Below are 17,253 nucleotides of genomic sequence, written 5' to 3'. Positions count from 1 at the left end.
GGATTACTCTGCTTTGGGAGCGTCGGTGGCACAGGCAGGTTTGCCGGCCGCGTATTTAAGGCTTGGGTCGACCAGCGCGTCGAAGTGCTTGAGCGCCTCGGAGCCGATCAGCAGCGGGAACTGGAATGCGCTGCGGTCGGTGAGGTTGACTTCGATGGTGCGCAGGGCCTGGCCCATGCAGATTTCAAGTTCGATGACCGGGCGTGCGGTGTAGGCCTTGCCCGACTCCACATCGTAGTCGCCGGCGCGGCGCTTGATCTTGCTCACTCGCGCCAGGGGCCGTTCGATGGGGTGTGAATGGGCGGCGTCGATGGCCAGGTAGAAGCGCACCCAGCTTTCGCCGTTGCGCTTGAAACGCTTGATATCGCGGGCGCTGAGCGATGCAGTCTTGGCGCCGGTGTCGAGCTTGGCGGCGACCTCAAGGTCCAGGTCGCCAAGCCGGGCGTATTCATTCAGACCGTACACGGTCTTGCTCGCCGCCTGGCCAAGGGCCGGCAGCAGCGTTAGGCATAACAGCAATAAAACGGGTGTAAGTCTCATAGTCCTGGCGCGGTGCTGTGCAAGGTTCGGGGCAAGGCGACTGGCAACTGCTGCGCAAGCTTCCTCGTTCATCTGTCAACAACATGAATTGATGACAAATACACTATCCATACTCCGTAGGAGGCGCGGCATTCTATCACGGCGGTGCCTTGACGCCAGCGCGTCGCGATCTGACAACGCCAGCGTTGGGTAAGTTCGTTCTTAGACGATTGTCGACAATGTTCATTTTGTCTTTGACTGAAATCCTTTGATTCGCTAGTTTTGGCTTAAGCGATCGTAAAGGTGTCGACAATATGCTGGACCTTTCCACCCCCAGCCCAGCAGCATCAGACGAAACGGAAACCTTGTCCGAGCATGTTTTCCGTTCCATCCAGGCCGCCATCGTCAGGGGCGACATCGCCCCCGGCAGCAAGATCTCCGAGCCTGAGCTGGCGCGCACCTACGGCATCAGCCGTGGCCCGCTGCGTGAGGCCATCCACCGCCTGGAAGGCCAGCGCCTGCTGGTGCGGGTGCCGCATGTGGGCGCGCGGGTGGTGTCGCTCAACCATGCCGAGCTGATCGAGCTGTATGAAATTCGCGAATCCCTGGAAGGCATGGCCTGCCGCCTGGCCGCCGAGCGCATGAGCCAGGCCGACATCGACGAGCTGCGCCGGGTGCTCGATACCCATGAGCGCGATGCCGCGTTCCAGGCCGGGTTGGGGTACTACCAGCAGGAAGGCGATTACGACTTCCATTACCGGATCATCCAGGGCAGCGGCAACCAGACCCTGGTCAAGATGCTCTGCGGCGAGCTGTACCAGCTGGTGCGCATGTACCGCATTCAGTTCTCCGCCACGCCCAACCGCCCACGCCAGGCATTTGCCGAGCACCATCGCATTCTTGATGCCATCGATGCCCGTGACGGCGAGCTGGCCGAACTCCTGATGCGCCGCCACATCGGCGCCTCAAAGCGCAATATCGAGCGTCACTACCTGGACGCCAACAACAACAGCCCACGAGGTGAGAAATGACTGTGAAGAGCACACCCGGCCAGCGTTTTCGCGATGCCGTTGCCGCCGAGCACCCGCTGCAGGTGGTTGGCGCGATCAATGCCAACCACGCCCTGCTGGCCAAGCGCGCTGGTTTCAAGGCCATCTACCTGTCTGGTGGCGGGGTGGCGGCGGGGTCGCTGGGCCTGCCTGACCTGGGCATCAGCAACCTGGATGACGTGCTGACCGACGTGCGCCGCATCACCGACGTTTGCGACCTGCCGTTGCTGGTGGATGTCGACACAGGCTTTGGCGCCTCGGCGTTCAACGTTGCCCGCACGGTGCGCTCGATGAGCAAGTTCGGCGCGGCCGCCATCCATATCGAGGACCAGGTGGGGGCCAAGCGCTGTGGCCACCGGCCGAACAAGGAAATCGTCTCGCAGCAGGAGATGGTCGACCGTATCAAGGCGGCGGTGGATGCCCGCAGCGACGACAGCTTCGTGATCATGGCGCGTACCGATGCGCTGGCGGTGGAAGGCCTGAACGCCGCCCTGGACCGTGCGGCGGCGTGCATCGAGGCCGGTGCCGACATGATCTTCCCGGAAGCCATTACCGAGCTTTCGATGTACAAGACCTTCGCCGACCGGGTGAAGGCGCCGATTCTGGCCAACATCACCGAGTTCGGCGCCACGCCGCTGTACACCACCGAAGAGTTGGCGTCGGTCGACGTGTCGCTGGTGCTGTACCCGCTGTCGGCGTTCCGCGCCATGAACAAGGCGGCCGAGAATGTCTACACCGCGCTGCGCCGTGACGGTACGCAAAAGAACGTGATCGACACCATGCAAACCCGCATGGAGCTCTACGATGCCATCGGCTACCACGCCTTCGAGCAGAGCCTCGATGCGTTGTTTGCCCAGAAAAAGGCTTGAACCAGTGCCGGCCTTTTCGCGGGGCAAGCCCGCTCCTACACAGAGCGTGACCGCGTCGCACTCCCTGTAGGAGCGGGCTTGCCCCGCGAAGAGGCCGGCCCAGGCAACCCCGATTAGCCCGTTTTCCATAACAAATTCAAGAAAGGAGAAACACCATGGCCGAAGCAAAAGTACTCAGTGGCGCAGGCCTGCGCGGCCAGGTGGCCGGCCAGACCGCGCTGTCCACCGTCGGCCAGGCCGGTGCCGGCCTGACCTACCGCGGCTACGACGTGCGTGACCTGGCCGCCGGCGCCGAATTCGAGGAAGTCGCCTACCTGCTGCTTTACGGCGAACTGCCGGGCAAGGCGGAACTGGCCGACTACAAGCGCAAGCTCAAGGGCCTGCGCGACCTGCCCCAGGCATTGAAGGAAGTGCTTGAGCGCATTCCCCGCGATGCCCACCCGATGGACGTGATGCGCACCGGCTGTTCGGTACTCGGCACCCTGGAGCCAGAGCTCACCTTCGAGCAGCAGCGCGACAAGACCGACCGCCTGCTGGCGCTGTTCCCGGCGGTGATGTGCTACTGGTACCGCTTCACCCACCATGGCGTGCGCATCGATTGCACCAGCGACGAAGACACCCTCGGCGGCCACTTCCTGCACCTGCTGCATGGCAAGCCGCCGAGCGCGCTGCACGTCAAGGTGATGAACGTGTCGCTGATCCTGTACGCCGAGCACGAATTCAACGCCTCGACCTTCACCGCGCGGGTGTGCGCCTCGACCTTGTCCGACCTTTACTCCTGCGTCACCGCCGCCATCGGCTCGCTGCGTGGCCCGCTGCACGGCGGCGCCAACGAGGCGGCGATGGAACTGATCGAGCGCTTCCAGAGCCCACAGGAAGCCACTGCCGAGCTGCTGCGCATGCTGGAGCGCAAGGACAAGATCATGGGCTTTGGCCATGCCATCTACAAAGAGTCCGACCCGCGCAACGAGGTGATCAAGGGCTGGTCGAAACAGCTGGCCGACGAGGTGGGGGACACCGTGCTGTACCCGGTTTCCGAGGCCATCGACAAAACCATGTGGGAGCAGAAGCGCCTGTTCCCCAACGCCGATTTCTACCATGCCTCGGCTTACCACTTCATGGGTATCCCGACCAAGCTGTTCACCCCGATCTTCGTTTGTTCGCGCCTGACCGGCTGGGCTGCGCACGTGTTTGAGCAGCGCGCCAATAACCGCATCATCCGCCCCAGCGCCGAGTACGTTGGCGTAGAGCAGCGCCAGTTCGTGCCGATCGAGCAACGCTGACAGTGTAGGAGCAGGCTTGCCTGCGATTACGTTCGCAGCACCTGCACGGATGCCAGATATGGCGCCATCGCAGGCAAGCCTGCTCCTACAACGTGGCAACCTAACCGTGACCGAGCCTGATAACGATATGAACAGCGCATACCGCAAACCCCTGCCAGGCACCGCCCTGGACTATTTCGACGCCCGCGCCGCCGTCGAGGCGATCAAGCCCGGCGCCTACGATGGCCTGCCGTACACCTCCCGCGTGCTCGCCGAAAACCTGGTGCGCCGCTGCGACCCGGCGACCCTCGATGCCTCCCTGGGCCAGCTGATCGAGCGCAAGCGCGACCTCGACTTCCCGTGGTTCCCGGCCCGCGTGGTGTGCCACGACATCCTAGGCCAAACCGCGCTGGTGGACCTTGCCGGCCTGCGCGATGCCATCGCCGACAAGGGCGGCGACCCGGCGCAGGTGAACCCGGTAGTGCCGGTGCAGTTGATCGTCGACCATTCCCTGGCCGTGGAGTGCGGCGGCTTCGACCCACAGGCGTTCGACAAGAACCGCGCCATCGAAGACCGCCGTAACGAGGACCGTTTCCACTTCATCAACTGGACCAAGAAGGCCTTCAAGAACGTCGATGTAATCCAGCCTGGCAACGGCATCATGCACCAGATCAACCTGGAGAAGATGTCGCCGGTGATTCACGCCGAGCGCGGCGTGGCCTACCCCGACACCTGCGTCGGTACCGACAGCCACACCCCGCATGTCGATGCCCTGGGCGTGATCGCCATTGGCGTCGGCGGCCTGGAAGCTGAAAACGTCATGCTCGGCCGCGCCTCGTGGATGCGCCTGCCGGAAATCGTCGGCGTCGAGCTGACCGGCAAGCTGGCACCGAACATCACCGCCACCGACCTGGTGCTGGCCCTGACTGAATTCCTGCGCAAGCAGAAAGTGGTCGGCGCCTACCTCGAATTCCATGGCGAAGGTGCGCGCGCCCTGACCCTGGGCGACCGTGCCACCGTCTCCAACATGGCCCCGGAATACGGTGCCACCGCTGCGATGTTCGCCATCGACCAGCAGACCATTGATTACCTCAAGCTGACCGGCCGCGACGACCAGCAGGTGCAGCTGGTGGAGACCTACGCCAAGGCCGCCGGCCTGTGGGCCGACAGCCTGGTCAAGGCCGAGTACGAACGCACCCTGAGTTTCGACCTGTCGAGCGTGGTGCGTAACATGGCCGGCCCGTCTAACCCGCACGCCCGCGTCGCCACCAGCGACCTGGCGGCCAAGGGCATTGCCGGTGCCTGGGATGACGTGCCGGGGCAGATGCCCGATGGTGCGGTGATCATTGCCGCCATCACCAGTTGCACCAACACCAGCAACCCGCGCAACGTGATTGCTGCCGGCCTGATTGCGCGTAATGCCAACAAGCTTGGGCTGGCCCGCAAGCCGTGGGTCAAGTCGTCGCTGGCACCTGGCTCCAAGGCGGTGCAGCTGTACCTGGAAGAGGCGGGCCTGGAGAAAGAGCTGGAACAGCTCGGCTTTGGCATCGTCGCTTTCGCCTGCACCACCTGCAACGGCATGTCTGGCGCGCTGGACCCGGTGATCCAGCAGGAAATCATCGACCGCGACCTGTACGCCACCGCCGTGCTCTCGGGCAACCGCAACTTCGACGGGCGCATTCACCCCTATGCCAAGCAGGCGTTCCTCGCCTCGCCGCCGCTGGTGGTGGCCTACGCCATTGCCGGCACCATCCGCTTCGATATCGAAAAGGACGTGCTGGGCGTCGTCGATGGCAAGGAAATCCGCCTCAAGGACATCTGGCCGAGCGACGAGGAAATCGACGCGGTCGTGCGGGCAGCGGTCAAGCCGGAGCAGTTCCGCAAGGTGTACATCCCGATGTTTGCCATCGAGGAAGACCGTGGGCCGAAAGTTGCGCCACTGTATGACTGGCGCCCGATGAGCACCTACATCCGCCGCCCGCCGTACTGGGAAGGCGCCCTGGCCGGCGAGCGCACCCTGCGCGGCATGCGCCCGCTGGCGGTGCTGCCGGACAACATCACCACCGACCACCTGTCGCCGTCCAACGCTATCCTGCTCGACAGCGCCGCTGGCGAATACCTGGCGAAGATGGGCCTGCCGGAAGAGGACTTCAACTCCTACGCCACTCACCGCGGCGACCACCTGACCGCCCAGCGCGCCACCTTCGCCAACCCCAAGCTGTTCAACGAGATGGTGCGCAAGGACGATGGCGGCGTGAAGCAAGGGTCGCTGGCGCGCATCGAGCCGGAAGGGCAGGTGACTCGCATGTGGGAGGCCATCGAAACCTACATGCAACGCAAGCAGCCGCTGATTATCGTGGCCGGTGCCGACTACGGCCAGGGTTCGTCCCGGGACTGGGCAGCCAAGGGCGTGCGCCTGGCCGGGGTGGAGGCGATCGTGGCCGAAGGCTTCGAGCGCATTCACCGCACCAACCTGGTGGGTATGGGCGTGCTGCCGCTGGAGTTCAAGCCCGGGACCGACCGCAACACCTTGGGCCTGGACGGCAGCGAGACTTATGACGTGCTTGGCAAGCGCAAGCCACGGGCGACCTTGACCCTGGTGGTGACCCGGCGTAATGGCGAGCGCGTAGAGGTGCCGGTGACCTGCCGCCTGGACACGGCCGAAGAGGTGTCGATCTACGAGGCGGGGGGCGTTTTGCAGCGCTTTGCCCAGGACTTCCTGGAAGCGACCGCGTAGTTGCAGGGGGCTGCTGGGCAGCCCATTCGCGGGGCAAGCCCGCTCTTGTAGGAGCGGGCTTGCCCCGCGAATGGGTCGCAAAGCGGCCCCAGGGATATTCGCTTTTCATACAGGACAGCACAGCCATGGCACATGCACCTCAAATCAAGATCCCTGCCACCTACATGCGCGGCGGCACCAGCAAAGGCGTGTTCTTCCGCCTGCAAGACCTGCCCGAAGCGGCCCAGGCCCCAGGCCCGGCCCGCGACGCGCTGCTGCTGCGGGTAATCGGCAGCCCCGACCCCTACGCCAAGCAGATCGACGGCATGGGTGGCGCCACCTCCAGCACCAGCAAGACGGTCATCCTGGCCCACAGCCTCAAGGCCGGCCACGATGTCGACTACCTGTTCGGCCAGGTCGCCATCGACAAGGCTTTCGTCGACTGGAGCGGCAACTGCGGCAACCTTTCCGCCGCCGTCGGTTCGTTCGCCATCAGCAACGGCCTGGTCGACCCGGCGCGCATCCCGCGCAACGGTATCGCCACCGTGCGCATCTGGCAGGCCAATATCGGCAAGACCATCATCGCCCATGTGCCGATCACCGACGGCCAAGTGCAGGAAACTGGTGACTTCGAACTCGATGGCGTCACCTTCCCGGCCGCCGAAGTGCAGCTTGAATTCCTCGACCCGGCTGCCGACGAAGACGGCGACGGCGGCGCGATGTTTCCCACCGGTAACCTGGTGGATGACCTGGCAGTGCCAGGCGTCGGCACCTTCAAGGCGACCCTGATCAACGCCGGGATTCCCACCGTGTTCGTCAATGCCGCCGACATCGGCTACACCGGCACCGAGCTGCAGGACGCGATCAACGGCGACCCGCAGGCATTGCAGCGCTTCGAGGCCATTCGGGCCTACGGCGCCGTGCGCATGGGCCTGATCGAACACATCGACCAGGCCGCCGGGCGTCAGCACACGCCGAAGGTGGCCTTCGTCGCGCCGCCGAGCGCCTACACTGCCTCCAGTGGCAAGGCCGTCGCGGCTGGCGACATCGACCTGCTGGTGCGCGCGTTGTCCATGGGCAAGCTGCACCACGCGATGATGGGCACCGCCGCCGTGGCAATTGGCACCGCTGCCGCCATTCCGGGCACGTTGGTCAACCTCGCCGCGGGTGGTGGGGAGCGCAGTGCGGTGCGGTTCGGGCACCCGTCCGGCACCTTGCGGGTTGGCGCCGAGGCGCAGCAGGTGGATGGCGAGTGGACGGTGACCAAGGCAATCATGAGCCGCAGTGCTCGCGTGCTGATGGAAGGCTGGGTTCGCGTGCCCGGCGACAGCTTCTAACGCACCCCAGGCGCTCGGCTTTCGTTAGTGGGGGCCGCTTTGCGGCCCTTCGCAGGCAAGCCTGCTCCTACACACCGCACCTGTAGGTGCGGGCTTGCCTGCGAAGGGTTGCAAGGCAGCTCCATTCACAGGAGCAGGCTATGAGCGCCAATGTGGACCTGAACGACCGCCCGGACTACGACCGGGTGCTGCAAACCCTCGCCGACTACGCCCTGACCTACCGGGTCGAATCCAGCGAGGCGCTGGACACCGCACGCAATTGCCTGATGGACACCCTTGGCTGTGGCCTCCTGGCCCTGCGCTTTCCTGAATGCACCAAGCTGCTCGGCCCCCTGGTGGAAGGCACGGTGGTGCCCAACGGCGCCCGCGTCCCCGGCACCGCCTACCGCCTGGACCCGGTCAAGGCCGCCTGGGACATCGGCTGCACGGTGCGCTGGCTGGACTACAACGACACCTGGCTGGCTGCCGAATGGGCGCACCCCTCGGACAACCTCGGCGGCATCCTTGCCGTTGCCGATCACCTGTCGCAAAAGCGCGTGAGCAGCGGCGAAGCACCGCTGCTGATGCGCGATGTGCTCGAAGCCATGGTCATGGCCCACGAGATCCAGGGCGTGCTGGCGCTGGAAAATGCCTTCAACCGGGTGGGCCTGGACCACGTGATCCTGGTCAAAGTCGCCTCCACGGCGGTGTGTGCCCGGCTGATGGGCGCCAACCGCGAGCAGATGCTCTCAGCCTTGTCCCACGCCTTCGTCGATGGCCAGGCGCTGCGCACGTACCGCCATGCGCCCAATGCCGGCTCGCGCAAGTCGTGGGCGGCGGGCGATGCTTCCAGCCGGGGCGTACGCCTGGCCGATATTGCCCTGCGTGGCGAAATGGGTGTGCCGGGGGTGCTGACCGCGCCGCAGTGGGGCTTTTACGAGGTGTCGTTCAGCCACACCAACAAGGACCTGGCGCTCAAGCCTGCCGGCCAGTACGAGCTGCGCCTGCCGCAGGCGCTGGCCAGCTATGTGATGGAGAACGTGCTGTTCAAGGTCAGCTTCCCAGCCGAATTCCATGCCCAGACCGCCTGCGAGGCGGCCATTGCCTTGCACCCGCTGGTGCGCAACCGCCTGCATGAGGTTGACCGTATCGTCATCACCACCCAGGAGTCGGCGATTCGTATCATTTCCAAGAGCGGCCCGTTGGCCAATGCCGCCGACCGCGATCATTGCCTGCAGTACATGGTGGCGGTGCCGCTGATTTTCGGGGCTTTGGTGGCTGAGCATTACGAGGATGCCTTCCATGCCAACCACCCCAGCATTGACCGCTTGCGCGAAAAAATGGAAGTGGTCGAAGACCCGCGCTTCAGCCGCGAGTACCTGGAAGCGGACAAGCGCTCGATCGCCAACGCAGTGCAAGTGTTCTTCAAGGATGGCAGCAGCACCGAGCAGGTGTTGGTGGAGTACCCGGTAGGCCACCGGCGGCGGCGCGGGGAGGGCATACCGTTGCTGGAGGCCAAGTTCAGGGGCAACCTGGCGACGCGGTTTGCGCGGCAGCGGTGCGAGCAGATTTTCGCCTTGTGCAAAAACCAGCAGGCGCTGGAGCAGACGCCCGTGCACAGGTTTGTGGAGCTGTTTGTGCTGTGAAAAATCGCGAGCTACGCTCGCTCCTACAGGATTGACGCAGGCCTGGTAGGAGCGAGCGCAGCTCGCGATGCGCCGCTCATCTATCAGGTACAAAAAAGCCCCGGCATCACTGCCGGGGCTTTTGTCTACAACCTACAACTGAAGCTTACGCCTGAACCACTGGGATCTTGGCGTTGGCCGCCGCTTCGCGGAACTCGGCGATCTGGTCGAAGCTCAGGTAGCGGTAAACGTCGGCAGCCATGCTGTCGATGTCCTTGGCGTACTGCATGTACTCCTCGACGGTCGGCAGCTTGCCGATGATCGAAGCGACCGCGGCCAGCTCGGCCGAAGCCAGGTACACGTTGGTCGCGTCGCCCAGGCGGTTCGGGAAGTTACGGGTCGAGGTGGAAACCACGGTCGAACCGGTCTGCACACGTGCCTGGTTACCCATGCACAGCGAGCAGCCTGGCATTTCCATGCGCGCACCGGCCTTGCCGTAGATGCCGTAGTAGCCTTCTTCGGTCAGCTGGTGGGCGTCCATCTTGGTTGGCGGGGCCAGCCACAGGCGGGTTGGGATGCCACCCTTGACCTTGTCCAGCAGCTTGCCGGCGGCGCGGAAGTGGCCGATGTTGGTCATGCACGAACCGATGAACACTTCGTCGATCTTCTCGCCCTGTACCGAGGACAGCAGGCGGGCATCGTCCGGGTCGTTCGGCGCGCAGAGCACAGGCTCCTTGACGTCGGCCAGGTCGATTTCGATGATCTCGGCGTATTCGGCATCGGCGTCGGCCGACAGCAGCTCAGGCTTGGCCAGCCAGGCTTCCATGGCCTGGGCGCGGCGCTCCAGGGTGCGGGCATCGCCGTAGCCTTCGCCGATCATCCAGCGCAGCAGGGTGATGTTCGACTGCAGGTACTCGGCGATGGCCTTTTCCGGCAGCTTGATGGTGCAACCGGCAGCGGAACGCTCGGCCGAGGCGTCGGACAGCTCGAATGCCTGCTCGACAGTCAGTTCGTCCAGGCCTTCGATTTCCAGGATGCGGCCCGAGAAGGCGTTCTTCTTGCCTTTCTTCTCGACGGTCAGCAGGCCCTTCTGGATGGCGTAGTAAGGGATGGCATGGACCAGGTCACGCAGGGTGATGCCCGGTTGCAGTTTGCCCTTGAAGCGCACCAGGATCGATTCTGGCATGTCCAGCGGCATGACGCCGGTGGCGGCGGCGAAGGCCACCAGGCCGGAACCGGCCGGGAACGAGATGCCGATCGGGAAGCGGGTGTGCGAGTCGCCACCGGTGCCCACGGTGTCTGGCATCAGCATGCGGTTCAGCCAGCTGTGGATGATACCGTCGCCTGGGCGCAGCGACACGCCGCCACGGGTGCGGATGAAGTCTGGCAGGGTGTGGTGGGTGGTGACGTCGATCGGTTTCGGATAGGCCGCGGTGTGGCAGAACGACTGCATCACCAGGTCAGCCGAGAAGCCCAGGCACGCCAGGTCTTTCAGCTCGTCGCGGGTCATCGGGCCGGTGGTGTCCTGGGAACCGACGGTGGTCATCTTCGGCTCGCAGTAGGCACCTGGGCGCACGCCCAGGCCTTCTGGCAGGCCGCAGGCACGGCCGACCATCTTCTGCGCCAGGGTGAAGCCCTTGCCGGTGTCGGCAGGCTGCTCTGGCTTCTTGAACAGGTTGGATGCGCCCTGGCCCAGCTCGGCGCGGGCTTTTTCGGTCAGGCCACGGCCAACGATCAGCGGAATACGGCCGCCAGCGCGAACTTCGTCCAGCAGCACTTCGGTTTTCAGCTCGAAGCTGGTAACCAGCTCGTCGCTGCCGTGGCGGCGTACTTCACCTTTGAACGGGTAAACGTCGATGACGTCGCCCATGGCCAGGTTGGTGCAGTCGAATTCGATCGGCAGGGCGCCGGCGTCTTCCATGGTGTTGTAGAAGATCGGGGCGATCTTGGTGCCGAAGCAGAAGCCACCGGCGCGCTTGTTCGGCACGTTCGGGATGTCGTCGCCGAAGAACCACAGCACCGAGTTGGTGGCGGATTTACGCGAGGAACCGGTACCGACCACGTCACCGACGTAGGCCACCGGGAAGCCCTTGGCCTTGACCGCTTCGATCTGTGCCAGCGGGCCAACCGAACCTGGCTGCTGTGGCTCGATGCCGTCACGGGCCATTTTCAGCATGGCCAGGGCGTGCAGCGGGATGTCAGGGCGCGACCAGGCGTCCGGGGCAGGGGACAGGTCGTCGGTGTTGGTTTCGCCAGGCACCTTGAACACGGTCAGGGTGTACTTCTCGGCGATGGCCGGGCGCGAGGTGAACCACTCGCCAGCCGCCCAGGATTCCAGCACGGCCTTGGCGTGAACGTTGCCGGCCTTGGCCTTTTCAGCCACGTCGTGGAAGGCGTCGAACATCAGCAGGGTGTGCTTGAGCTGTTCGGCCGCGACGGCGCCCAGTTCGGCGTCGTCCAGCAGCGCGACCAGCGTCTCGATGTTGTAGCCGCCCTGCATGGTGCCCAGCAGCTCGGTGGCGTGCTTGCGGTCGATCAGGGGCGACTTGGCTTCGCCCTTGGCCACGGCGGACAGGAAAGCGGCCTTGACGTAGGCAGCTTCGTCGACCCCTGGCGGAACGCGGTTGGTGATCAGGTCTACGAGGAAGGCTTCTTCGCCGGCCGGCGGGTTTTTCAGCAGCTCGACCAGGCCTGCAGTTTGTTCGGCGTTCAGCGGCTGGGGCACGATACCCAGGGCGGCACGCTCTTCGATGTGTTTGCGGTAGGCTTCAAGCACAGTTATTACCCTCATCAGTGGTCCCTAAAGGGAGTCCGGGACGCTCATCCAGCATTCGATGCACCCATGCGCGGTCACGGCTTTTTGGGCCGCCCAGCCAGGGTCGCAAAGAATCCTTACAGAAGCTGCTTTCAAAGTTTTACGCCTGCAGAACGGGAGCTGATGAGGGCTGGCACGGGCATGCGAGGGATGCATGGCCCGGGCCAACGCCGTTCTACCGGATGAACTGTGCTCGTGACGCTTTGAAAACAGCTTCCAACGGACATTGTTGCCTTTGAAAAGGCGGGATGATTCTACGGCAAAAAAAGCCCGAAAGTAAGGCGCTGAACATGACTTTAACGGGTGACCCTGGTTAGACAAAGGGCTAACATGACCCCGTGTTCCACCGCCAAGCCGTTGTTTGCCAATGTCCAACCAGTCCATCAAGACCCCTTGCGTAGGCCTCTGTTCCACCGTTTACGGTGACACGGTGTGCCGTGGCTGCAAGCGTTTCCACCACGAAGTGATTAACTGGAACGGGTATGACGAGGCGCAGAAACGTGCGGTGTGGCTGCGCCTGGAGCAGTTGCTGGCCCAGGTGATGATGGCCAAGCTGGAAGTGTTCGACAAAGGGCTGCTGCGCCAGCAATTGCAGCAGCGCTCGATCCGCTTCGTCGAGCAGCAGTCCGAATACTGCTGGGCCTACCAGCTGATTGCCCGTGGCGCGCGCATGATCCGCGACCTCGAAGCCTACGGCATGGCCCTGCTGCCGGAGTTTCGCGACTGGGAGCTGCCGCAGCTGCGCGACGCCATCGATCGCGAGTTCTTCCTGTTGTCCGAGGCGCATTACCAGCGCTACATCGCCCCGGCGTTCCTTCAGCAAGGGATAGGGTGAGCTGCTTCCTGCTGCGCTAGGCAGCCTGGGCTTCCTAAGGTACGCGCTTCTTTGGCCTGGCGAGGAGCGTCAGCATGAGCGAGTACCTGTTTTCCCCCCGTGATACCTTTCTGGCGCGCTGCTGGTGGCAAGGTGCGGGCGCACGCATCGAGGCGGCGGCCTGGGCCGAGGCGCAACCCCATCTGGCCGCCATCTGGGTCGAAACCGGCAGCCGCAAAGCCCGTGGCCACTGGGACCGTTACCTGCAATCGGAAAAAAACGGCGTGCTGGAAAAGCACCTGACCCCGGACATCTATGTGTCACCCGAGCAGCGCTACTACGAGCTATTCTGGTTCGGCGCCTACACCCAGGGCAGTGTCGCGCCCGACAAACGCCGTTATTACGAGATCAGGCCGGCAGACCGGGTGGGCAGTGTGTATCGCTGGGTACTGGATTCCAGCCTGGACGCCCTGTCGGGCAATGTGGGCATCTGGGAAACCGAAGAAGCGCAAGGGGTTCTGCGCAAGCCGCAAAGCGCACGGCTATGGACCATCGATGGCCTGGGCAGGCCGCTGAGCCGCGGCGACCGGCCATGCAACCTGCGCCTGATAACGCCCAGTGGCTACGCGCTCAAGCGCTTCGAGAGCCACGGCGAGCGCTTTTTCAGCAGCCGCAAGGGGGAGGAGGGGTTCGTGGCGATGGAAATACTCAGCATCCCGCATCATTTCGGCGAGGTCTGACAAACGCCGCCGGCCCAGCGCTCCTGAAGGCGATGGGCCGGCGCACAGGCATTGTTCAGTCGCCGGTGTATTCGCAACCGCTGGTGCAGGTTTCGTGGATGCGCACCTTCGACAGTTCCGGCATCAGCGGCTTGACCTGCTCCCAGATCCACTTGGCGATCACTTCGCTGGTGGGGTTTTCAAGGCCTGGGATGTCGTTCAGGTAGTTGTGGTCCAGCTGCTCGTAGATCGGCTTGAAGATCGCCTTCACTTCGGCAAAGTCACGGATCCAGCCGGTGTGTGGGTCCAGCGGGCCGGTCAGGTGCAGGCCCACCTTGAACGAGTGGCCGTGCAGGCGGCCGCACTTGTGGCCGGCCGGAACGTTGGGCAGGCGGTGCGCCGATTCGAATGTGAACTCTTTGAAAATTTCCACGCGGTCATAACTCTGCGTCAATCAGTAATTGCTGCAGTCTACCAGCATGGCCGTTACAAGGCTTGCAGGCGTTCGTGCAGCCGCCCGGTGGCATGTGAGCGGGCTTGCCCCGCGAAGCAGGCGGCGCGGTGTATGGCACCGGCTGCGCCGGTGTTCGCGGGGCAAGCCCGCTCCTACAGGGGCGGGCGCGGCGAGCCCTTGGCGCTGATGCTCATTGACCTGCGCTATCATGCGGCCAGTTGTTTTCAGGTTGAATTAAGGACCGCTGGTTAATCTCGAACCTGTAGACAACTTGAACGACGCTTGCTGGAGAGCTCACATGAAAACCTTGACTGCCCTGTTCACCGCCACTGTTCTCGCCCTGGGCGCCAATGCTGCACTGGCCAAGGACGTCCAGCCTGACGAAGTGGTCAAGCTGGTGAACGCCAAAACCATCAAGTCGCTGGACGAGCTCAAGGCCACCGCCGTGGCCAAGCACCCAGGGGCTACCGTCAAAGACTCCGAACTTGAAAACGAATACGGCCGCTACATCTACAAGGTCGAGCTGCGCGACACCCAGAACGTCGAGTGGGATGTCGACCTCGATGCCAAGACCGGTGAAGTGCTCAAGGACGAACGGGACAACTGATGATCCACCTGCCCCGGCCAGCGCGCTACCTGGCGTTGTCGCTGCTGGCCGTCTGCTCCCTGGCTGCGGCCCGTGACCTGGACCAGGACGAAGCCCTGAAGCTGCGCCAGAAGGGCATCATCCTGCCGCTTGAGCAACTGCTGGAAGCCGCCCTGGGGCGTTACCCCGGGGCGCGCCTGCTGGAGGCCGAGCTGGAAGAGGACGATGACCGCTACGAATACGAGGTCGAGCTGCTGACCACGGACGGCGTGGTGCGCGAGATCAAGCTCGATGCCAGCAGCGGTGCCCTGCTCAAAGACGAGGAAGACGACTGACATGCGCCTGTTGCTTGTCGAAGACAACGTGCCCCTGGCCGATGAACTGACCACCGGCCTGCAGCGCCAGGGGTACGCCGTGGACTGGCTGGCCGATGGCCGCGATGCCGTGTACCAAGGCCAGAGCGAGCCCTATGACCTGATTATCCTCGACCTTGGCCTGCCCGGTTTGCCGGGGCTTGAGGTGCTGGCGCAGTGGCGTGCCAGCGGGCTGGTGACGCCGGTGCTGATCCTCACCGCACGCGGGTCATGGGCTGAACGTATCGAAGGGCTGAAGGCCGGTGCCGACGATTACCTGAGCAAGCCGTTCCACCCCGAGGAGCTGCAACTGCGCATCCAGGCCCTGTTGCGCCGCGCCCGGGGCCTGGCCAACCAGCCGACCCTGGAGGCAGCCGGCCTGCACCTGGATGAAAGCCGCCAGTGCGTGAACCGCGATGGCCTGGACATCCAGCTTACCGCCGCCGAATTCCGCCTGCTGCGTTACTTCATGCTGCACCCGCAACAAATCCTGTCCAAGAGCCACCTGGCCGAGCACCTGTACGACGGTGAAACCGAGCGCGATTCCAACGTGCTGGAAGTGCACGTCAATCACCTGCGCCGCAAGCTTGGCCGCAGCGTCATCGAAACACGCCGCGGCCAGGGCTACCTGTACGCCGGGAGTGCCGGGTGAAGTCGATCCAGGCACGCCTGAGCCTGGGCCTGATCGCCGTGCTGGTGGTGGTGGGCGTGGTGCTCGCACAGCTGACCTTGTGGCTGTTCGAGGCAGGCCTGCAGCGTTACCTGGAAAACGGCCTGCGCAAGGAAAGCGAGAACCTGTTGGTGGCCCTGGTGCGCGGCCCATCGGGCTTGCAGCTGGATGAGCGGCGCGTTTCCGCAGCCTACCAACGGCCGTTCTCGGGCTATTACTTCCGCATCGATTTCGACCAGGGCACCTGGCGTTCCCGTTCGCTGTGGGACCTGGACATGCCCAAACCGTCGGCGCCGGGGTTGTCCGACAGCCATGAGCTGGGGCCCGAAGGCCAGCAGCTGCTGGCCCTGCGTGCCGACTACCGGCGCCTGGGCCAGGACATCTCGATCAGCGTGGCGCAGGACTACTCACCGGTGCGCGAGGGCTTTCGCCGCCTGCAGCAGATTGGCCTGGGCATGGGCCTGGTGGCGCTGATCATCGTGCTGGTGCTGCAGCGCATCACCGTCACCCGCTCGCTGCGCCCGCTGGAGCGCGCCCGCCAGCAGATCGCCCAACTGCAGCAGGGCCAGCGCTCGCAGCTCGATGCCCTGGTGCCCAGCGAGCTGGCGCCGTTGGTTGGCCAGATCAACCACCTGCTCAGCCATACCGAAGACAGCCTGCGCCGCTCGCGTAATGCCTTGGGCAACCTTGGACACGCGCTGAAGACGCCATTGGCGGTGTTGTTGAGCTTGGCCGCCAGCGAGCGCTTGAAGGGCCTGCCCGAGGTGCGCGTGCAGTTGCGCGAACAGCTGGAGCAGATTCAGCAGCGCCTGGCCCGCGAACTGAACCGTGCGCGCCTGGCCGGGGATGCCTTGCCGGGGGCGCAGTTCGACTGTGATGCCGAGCTGCCTGGGTTGTTCGAAACCCTGGGCATGATCCATGGCGAAGGCCTGTCGCTAACGCGCGAGGTGCCGCCGGGCTTGCACCTGCCGTGGGACCGTGAAGATGTCCTGGAGCTGCTGGGCAACCTGCTGGACAACGCCTGCAAGTGGGCCTACAGCGAAGTGCACCTGGGGGTCGCGCCGATGGCCGACGGCTATCAGCTATGGGTTGATGACGACGGCCCGGGGATTCCTGAGGGCCAGCGTCTGCAAGTGCTTGAGCGTGGCCAACGGCTGGATGAACAGGTGGATGGGCATGGCCTGGGCCTGGGCATCGTGCGCGATATCGTCGAGGCCTGGGGCGGTCAGTTGGCGTTGCTGGAAAGCCCACTGGGCGGGCTGCGTGTGAGCATCGCGTTGCCGCGCAAATTTTGAAGCCTGCGCTGTACCTAAAGGCAATCACCCACCCCTGCGCTTGCCTGTAGGAGCGGGCTTGCCCCGCGAACACCGGCAAAGCCGGTGCCATCCACCGCGTCGCTTGCTTCGCGGGGCAAGCCCGCTCCTACAGGCGAATGGGGCGCCCCAGCATCTCAGCAATGCAAAAAAATTGCAGTACAGGCGCATTT

The 17,253-nt window shown here is 64.2% G+C and carries 15 protein-coding genes; 12 read left to right on the top strand and 3 right to left on the bottom strand.

The annotated features are described in order from the left end of the window. Positions 1-3 precede the first annotated feature (3 nt). Complete coding sequence (locus tag F3J44_RS09690) at positions 4-465, bottom strand: ATP-dependent zinc protease (RefSeq protein ID WP_205299801.1); 462 nt, start codon at positions 463-465, stop codon at positions 4-6. A 368-nt stretch (positions 466-833) separates the two neighbouring features. Between F3J44_RS09690 and F3J44_RS09685 the strand changes: the two genes are divergently transcribed. The 6 genes from F3J44_RS09685 (at position 834) to prpD (ending at position 9,377) form a co-directional block, all read left to right on the top strand. Further along, positions 834-1,550 carry a GntR family transcriptional regulator gene (locus F3J44_RS09685; protein ID WP_167271972.1) on the top strand — a complete coding sequence of 239 codons (717 nt, stop codon included), beginning with the start codon at positions 834-836 and terminating at the stop codon, positions 1,548-1,550. After that, positions 1,547-2,437: a methylisocitrate lyase gene (gene prpB / locus F3J44_RS09680; protein ID WP_167069678.1), complete on the top strand. Its 891-nt coding sequence runs from the start codon at positions 1,547-1,549 to the stop codon at positions 2,435-2,437. Before F3J44_RS09685 ends, prpB begins: the two co-directional genes overlap by 4 nt. Before the next feature lie 155 nt (positions 2,438-2,592). Beyond that, complete coding sequence (gene prpC / locus F3J44_RS09675; RefSeq protein WP_167069680.1) at positions 2,593-3,720, top strand: 2-methylcitrate synthase; 1,128 nt, start codon at positions 2,593-2,595, stop codon at positions 3,718-3,720. Positions 3,721-3,847: 127 nt separating this feature from the next. Beyond that, entirely contained in the window at positions 3,848-6,436 is a 2,589-nt protein-coding gene (gene acnD / locus F3J44_RS09670; RefSeq protein ID WP_167271970.1) for a Fe/S-dependent 2-methylisocitrate dehydratase AcnD, read from the top strand. Between the two features lie 125 nt (positions 6,437-6,561). Then, positions 6,562-7,752, top strand: a complete 1,191-nt coding sequence (gene prpF, locus F3J44_RS09665) for a 2-methylaconitate cis-trans isomerase PrpF (protein WP_167271968.1) — start codon at positions 6,562-6,564, stop codon at positions 7,750-7,752. A 140-nt stretch (positions 7,753-7,892) separates the two neighbouring features. Next, positions 7,893-9,377, top strand: a complete 1,485-nt coding sequence (gene prpD / locus F3J44_RS09660) for a 2-methylcitrate dehydratase (RefSeq protein ID WP_167271966.1) — start codon at positions 7,893-7,895, stop codon at positions 9,375-9,377. 145 nt (positions 9,378-9,522) lie between these two features. Here the strand turns inward: prpD and acnB are convergent, their stop codons facing one another. Further along, the gene (gene acnB, locus F3J44_RS09655) at positions 9,523-12,132 is read right to left on the bottom strand and encodes a bifunctional aconitate hydratase 2/2-methylisocitrate dehydratase (RefSeq protein WP_167272217.1); all 2,610 of its coding nucleotides are present in this window, start codon (positions 12,130-12,132) and stop codon (positions 9,523-9,525) included. A gap of 406 nt (positions 12,133-12,538) precedes the next feature. Between acnB and F3J44_RS09650 the strand changes: the two genes are divergently transcribed. Both F3J44_RS09650 and F3J44_RS09645 read left to right on the top strand, forming a co-directional pair. Next, positions 12,539-13,006, top strand: coding sequence for a DUF1289 domain-containing protein (locus F3J44_RS09650; RefSeq protein WP_167069689.1), 468 nt, complete (start codon positions 12,539-12,541; stop codon positions 13,004-13,006). Between the two features lie 74 nt (positions 13,007-13,080). Further along, the gene (locus F3J44_RS09645; RefSeq protein WP_167271964.1) at positions 13,081-13,725 is read left to right on the top strand and encodes a hypothetical protein; all 645 of its coding nucleotides are present in this window, start codon (positions 13,081-13,083) and stop codon (positions 13,723-13,725) included. 55 nt (positions 13,726-13,780) lie between these two features. On the opposite strand, the gene queD is transcribed toward F3J44_RS09645, so the two are convergent. Continuing rightward, positions 13,781-14,137: a 6-carboxytetrahydropterin synthase QueD gene (gene queD / locus F3J44_RS09640; RefSeq protein ID WP_167069693.1), complete on the bottom strand. Its 357-nt coding sequence runs from the start codon at positions 14,135-14,137 to the stop codon at positions 13,781-13,783. A 319-nt stretch (positions 14,138-14,456) separates the two neighbouring features. Here queD and F3J44_RS09635 point away from each other — a divergent pair, with 319 nt between their 5' ends. From F3J44_RS09635 to F3J44_RS30335, 4 genes are read left to right on the top strand one after another with little or no spacing between them, the layout of a single operon-like run. Then, entirely contained in the window at positions 14,457-14,765 is a 309-nt protein-coding gene (locus F3J44_RS09635) for a PepSY domain-containing protein (protein WP_167067632.1), read from the top strand. Further along, entirely contained in the window at positions 14,765-15,079 is a 315-nt protein-coding gene (locus F3J44_RS09630; protein WP_167271962.1) for a PepSY domain-containing protein, read from the top strand. Before F3J44_RS09635 ends, F3J44_RS09630 begins: the two co-directional genes overlap by 1 nt. Position 15,080: 1 nt before the next feature. Continuing rightward, the gene (locus F3J44_RS09625; RefSeq protein ID WP_167271960.1) at positions 15,081-15,749 is read left to right on the top strand and encodes a response regulator transcription factor; all 669 of its coding nucleotides are present in this window, start codon (positions 15,081-15,083) and stop codon (positions 15,747-15,749) included. Then, positions 15,746-17,062, top strand: coding sequence for an ATP-binding protein (locus F3J44_RS30335; RefSeq protein ID WP_167271958.1), 1,317 nt, complete (start codon positions 15,746-15,748; stop codon positions 17,060-17,062). The genes F3J44_RS09625 and F3J44_RS30335 overlap by 4 nt, the downstream gene beginning before the upstream one ends. Positions 17,063-17,253: the final 191 nt, after the last annotated feature.

Origin of the sequence: Pantoea sp. Tr-811, assembly GCF_011752535.1 — a bacterium.
Classification (GTDB): domain Bacteria; phylum Pseudomonadota; class Gammaproteobacteria; order Pseudomonadales; family Pseudomonadaceae; genus Aquipseudomonas.
Note: the sequence above shows the minus strand (reverse complement) of the source record. Positions and strands in the feature narration are given on the sequence as shown.